Origin of the sequence: Streptomyces sp. NPDC102283, assembly GCF_044766265.1 — a bacterium.
In the GTDB taxonomy this organism is placed as follows: domain Bacteria; phylum Actinomycetota; class Actinomycetes; order Streptomycetales; family Streptomycetaceae; genus Streptomyces.
This window is the reverse complement of record NZ_JBIWLQ010000048.1, coordinates 1-5,233: the sequence shown is the minus strand read 5'-3', so window position 1 is coordinate 5,233 and position 5,233 is coordinate 1. Positions and strand designations below refer to the sequence as shown.

1 protein-coding gene is annotated in these 5,233 nt (G+C 68.5%); it reads left to right on the top strand.

Going from position 1 to position 5,233, the window contains the following annotated elements; translation table 11 throughout:
* Positions 1–5,233, top strand: a 5,233-nt coding sequence (locus ACIRJT_RS38720) for an amino acid adenylation domain-containing protein (protein WP_403919320.1), incomplete at its 3' end; no start/stop codon positions are given.

Below are 5,233 nucleotides of genomic sequence, written 5' to 3'. Positions count from 1 at the left end.
ATGCCGCGCCCGCACCACATCCCACTCTCCTTCGCCCAGCGCCGCCTGTGGTTCCTGCACAAACTCGAAGGCCCCTCACCCACCTACAACATGCCCATGGCGCTTCAGCTGACCGGCGAGGTGGATCAGCAGGTACTGCGTGCCGCGCTGCTGGACGTTGTCGAACGGCATGAGTCGCTGCGCACGGTCTTCCCCGAACACCACGGTCAGCCCTGGCAGCGGATCATCGCTGCCGACCAGGTGGAATGGAGTTTGGAGTCTCGCTCGGTCACTGAGCGGGAGCTGCCGACGGCTTTGGAAGCCGCGGCACGTTACCCCTTCGATCTCTCCTCGGAGATTCCGATCCGGGCATCGCTGTTCGCCTGCGGTGATCGGCACGTCCTGATGATCATGATCCATCACATCGCCGGTGACGGCTGGTCGGTGGGGCCGCTGGCGCGCGACATCGTCACGGCATATTCGGCTCGCAGCATGGGTCGGGTTCCGGCGTGGGCGGAATTGCCCGTGCAGTACGCGGACTACAGCCTCTGGCAGCGAGAGCTGCTGGGTGAGGAGTCCGATCCGGACAGTGTGCTGTCCCGGCAGGTCACCTATTGGACGAGGCAACTGGCTGGTCTACCAGATCAGTTGAGCCTCCCGACGGACCGTCCGCGGCCGGCGGTGGCCTCGTACGGCGGTTCCTGTCTCACCTTCGCTTTGGACGGCGAGCTGCACCGGGACATCGCGGCGCTGGCGGCCGAGCGTGGGGCCACCGTGTTCATGGTGCTGCAGGCGGGGATGGCGGCGTTGCTGTCCCGGCTGGGGGCGGGCACCGATATCCCGCTCGGCAGCGGCATCGCGGGGCGTACCGACGCAGCCCTGGACGACCTCGTCGGGTTCTTCGTCAATACGCTGGTGCTGCGCACCGACACTTCTGGAGATCCCGAGTTCACGGATCTGCTGGAACAGGTCCAGGAGTCGAGCTTGGCGGCCTACGCCAACCAGGACGTGCCGTTCGAGTACCTCGTCGAGGTGCTCAACCCGAAGCGGTCCACGGCCCACCACCCGCTGTTCCAGGTTGCCCTCACCCTGCAGAATGCGCCCGAGGGCCGGTTCGAGCTGCCCGGTCTCGAAGTGCGGCAGCAGACGGTCGCAACCGGCGCCGCCCGCTACGACGCACTGGTCTCGCTCAATGAGGTCCGGGACGGCGACGGTGTCCCGTGCGGGCTGGAGGGTTTGGTGGAGTTCGCCACCGACCTGTTCGACGAGGAGACCGTGCGGCGGCTGGTGGAGCGTTGGGAGCGGCTGCTGCGTGCCGTGACCGCTGATCCCCGCGTCCGGATCGGGCAGGTCGAGCTTGTCGGCGCGGCCGAGCGCGAGGCCGTATTGGCTCATGGGCGTGGCCCGGTCGCCGAGCAGGCGGAGCTGCTTCCGGACCTGCTCGCCGCGCAGGCCGCCCGCACCCCGGAAGCCGTCGCGGTGGTCTGTGACGGGTCGATCCTTACCTACGCCGAGCTTGATGAGCGGGCCAACCGGCTGGCCCGGCTGCTCATCGCCCGGGGCGCCGGCCCCGAACGGCTGGTCGCGGTCGCTCTGCCGCGATCGGCGGAGCTCCTCATCACGCTCCTGGCAGTGCTGAAGTCCGGTGCGGCCTACCTGCCGCTCCATCCCGGAGACCCGGCCGAACGGCTCAGGTCCCTGATCGCCGATGCCGGCCCGATGCTCCTCGTCACCCGTCAGGACGTCCGACTGCCGGACAGCGTCGAGCAGCCCACCCCGGTGGACCTGGGCGATCCGGAGTCCCGCGCTCGGCTTGCGGTACTGTCCGGCGATCCGGTGACGGACCGAGAACGCACCGTCCCCCTGAACGGAGCCCACCCCGCATATGTGATCTACACCTCAGGATCCACCGGGCGGCCCAAAGCAGTTGTGGTCGAGCAACGGGGCCTGGCCGGGCAGCTCCAGTGGCTGCGGGGGGCCTACTCCTTCGACGGCCGTGATGTGGTCCTCTTCCGCACGGCCGTCGGATTCGACGCTGCCGGGTGGGAGATATGGCTGCCCCTGATCACCGGCGCGACGGTGTGCATTGCCCCGGACGATGTCGCGCGCGATCCGCAGCGGCTGGTCGACCTCATCGTCCGCGACCGCGTCACCACGGCCCAATTCGTCCCCTCGCTGCTGGCCGCACTTCCGGTACCGCCGCCGATCCACGCGATGACCCGCATGTTCTCCGGAGGTGAGGCGCTCGGTGCCGCGCTGGCCGAGGAGATCGCGTCCGCCTGGGGCTGCCAGGTGATCAACCTTTACGGGCCGACCGAGACAACGATTCAGGTGGCCTCGGCGGTAGCGGCCCGATCCCGCCGCACCGGGCACACTGTCCCGGTCGGCAGGCCCGTGAGCGACACGGCACTGGCTGTACTGGACGAACGGCTACAACCGGTGCCGCCGGGTGTGCCGGGCGAGTTGTTCGTGGGGGGCGCGCAGGTCGCCCGCGGCTACCTGAACCGTCCCGGACTCACCGCCGAGCGGTTTGTGGCCGACCCCCTCGGGCCGCCTGGGTCGCGGATGTACCGCACCGGCGATGTGGTCCGGTGGACCGCTGGCGGAGAACTGTCATTCGTCGGCCGTGCGGACGACCAGATCAAGGTGCGGGGCTTCCGTATCGAGCCGGGCGAGATCGAGGCCGCACTGCTCGCCCACCCCGCAGTGGAGCAGGCCGCGGTAGTCGTCCGGGAGGACGACCCCGACGATCAGCGGCTGGTCGGCTATGTCGTGCCCGCGGCGAACGCCGGGGAACTGGTGGCCGAGGACCAGGTCGCCGAGTGGCGTGAAGTCCATGACGCGGTGTCCGCTGGTTCCCGGACCGATGAATTCGGGGCGGACTTCGTCGGCTGGATCAGCTCATATACGGGAAATCTGATTCCGCCGGCGGAAATGCAGGAATGGCGGGATGCCGCCGTGGCACGGATCAGGGAATTCGCACCCAGGCGCGTGCTGGAGATCGGTGTGGGTTCCGGATTGCTCCTCGCCCATGTGGCCCCACATTGTGAAGCCTACTGGGGAACGGACCTCTCTCCCGTCGTGATCGACCGGCTCTCGGGCCTGGTGGAAGAAGCGGGCCTGGCCAACCGGGTCCGGCTGAGCTGCCGGTCCGCCGACGACACCGACGGGCTTCCGGACAAGTTCTTCGACACCATTGTGCTGAATTCCGTGGTGCAGTATTTCCCGTCCGGCGACTACCTTGCCAAGGTTCTCGGGCGCGCGATGGAACTGCTGGCGCCGGGTGGCCGGATCGTGCTGGGCGATGTCCGCAATCTCCGTTCGGTACGTGCGCTGCATACCGCTGTGCAAGGCGGACGGAACGGACTCGCCAGGGACGCCGTCCGGCTGCATGCCGCGGTGGAACGTGCGGTGTTGCTGGAGAAGGAACTGCTGGTCGCGCCGGAGTTCTTCACCACGCTCGCCGAGACCGACGGCCGCGTCGGTGCGGTCGATGTGCGGCTGAAGCGCGGCGGCTACCACAATGAACTGACCCGCCACCGCTATGAAGTGGTGCTGCACGCCGCCGACGCCCACGGCCCCGGTGACACCGACCCGGTGTCGCTCACCGGAATCGCCGAGTTGCGGTGGGGTCGGGAGGTGTCCGGGCTCGATGGACTGCCGACCGAGCTTGACGGGCCTGTGCGCATCTCGGGATTGGTCAACGCCCGGCTCGCCGTGGAAATGGCCGCGGCAGATGCGCTGGACCCCCGTCGGCAGGGCGCCGCCAAGGCCGCTGCCGCCGTCGATCCGGAGGACGTCGTCCGGTGGGGAGAACGGCACGGCCTGGCCGTCGTGACCACCTGGAGCGCCGAACGCCTGGAACTGTTCGACGCGGTCGTCTTGCCAAGGGCACTTGGCGGTCAGGTGGTGCGCGGTCTCTGCCGCGCCTCCACCGTGCCGGGCCCGCTGGTCAACAATCCGGCTGCGGTCAGGGGCATTGGCAACGTCCTGGCTTCGGTGAAAGACCTGCTCACCGAACGACTGCCGACTCACCTCGTTCCGTCGCGGCTGGTGGCGATCGGTGCGATTCCAGTGACCCGCAACGGCAAGCTGGACCGCAAAGCCCTGCCGATGCCGGACGTCGCAACCGATGGTGGCCGGCCCCCGCGAACGCCTCGTGAGGAGGTGTTGTGCGGGCTGTTCGCCCAGGTGCTGGGTGTGCCGCGGGTCGGTGTCGATGACGGATTCTTCGACCTGGGCGGGCATTCGCTTCTCGTCACCCGGCTCGTCAGCCGTATCCGCAGTGTGCTGGGTGTCGAGGTGGCCATCGCGACGGTCTTCGACGCCCCCACGGTGGCAGGACTGGCCCAGCGGCTGGACGGTGACCGCACGGAGCGCCCGGCCTTGGTGGAGATGGCGCGCCCGGAGACCATTCCGCTGTCCTTCGCCCAACGGCGGCTGTGGTTCCTGCACAAGCTCGAGGGCCCGTCGGCGACGTACAACATGCCGTTGGCCTTGCGGCTGTCCGGCGATGTGGACCGGACGGCACTGCGAGCGGCCTTGCAGGATGTGGTGCGGCGGCACGAGTCGCTGCGCACCATGTTCCCCGAGCAGGACGGCGAACCTCGGCAGCGAGTGGTCCCGCCGGACCGGGCGGAGCTGTGGGGGGAGACCCGCTCGGTCAGCGAGCGGGAGCTGCCGGAAGCTCTGGAAACCGCGGCCCGTTACGGGTTCGACCTCTCTGCCGAGATACCGGTCCGGGTATCGCTGTTCACCTGTGACGACGACCATGTTCTGTTGCTTCTCATCCATCACATCGCCTGCGATGGATGGTCGATGGGTCCGCTGGCACGGGACATCGTCTCGGCGTACTCCGCCCGCAGCACGGGACGGGCTCCCGAATGGACGGAACTGCCCGTGCAGTACGCCGACTACACGCTGTGGCAGAGGGAGTTGCTGGGGGACGAGTCCGACCCGGGCAGTGTCCTGTCGCAGCAGGTGGCGTACTGGACCGAGCAGTTGGCGGACCTGCCGGAGCAGCTGAATCTTCCCACTGACCGACCGCGGCCGCCGAAGGCGTCGTACGCGGGCTCCAGCCTGGTCTTCGAACTGGAAGGTGAGCTTCACCGGAATCTGTCCGTGCTGGCGGGCCGCAGCGGTGCGACGGTGTTCATGGTGTTGCAGGCGGCGATGGCGGCGTTGTTGACGCGGCTGGGTGCGGGTACGGACATTCCGTTGGGCAGTGGGCAGGCGGGACGGACGGACGAGGCGC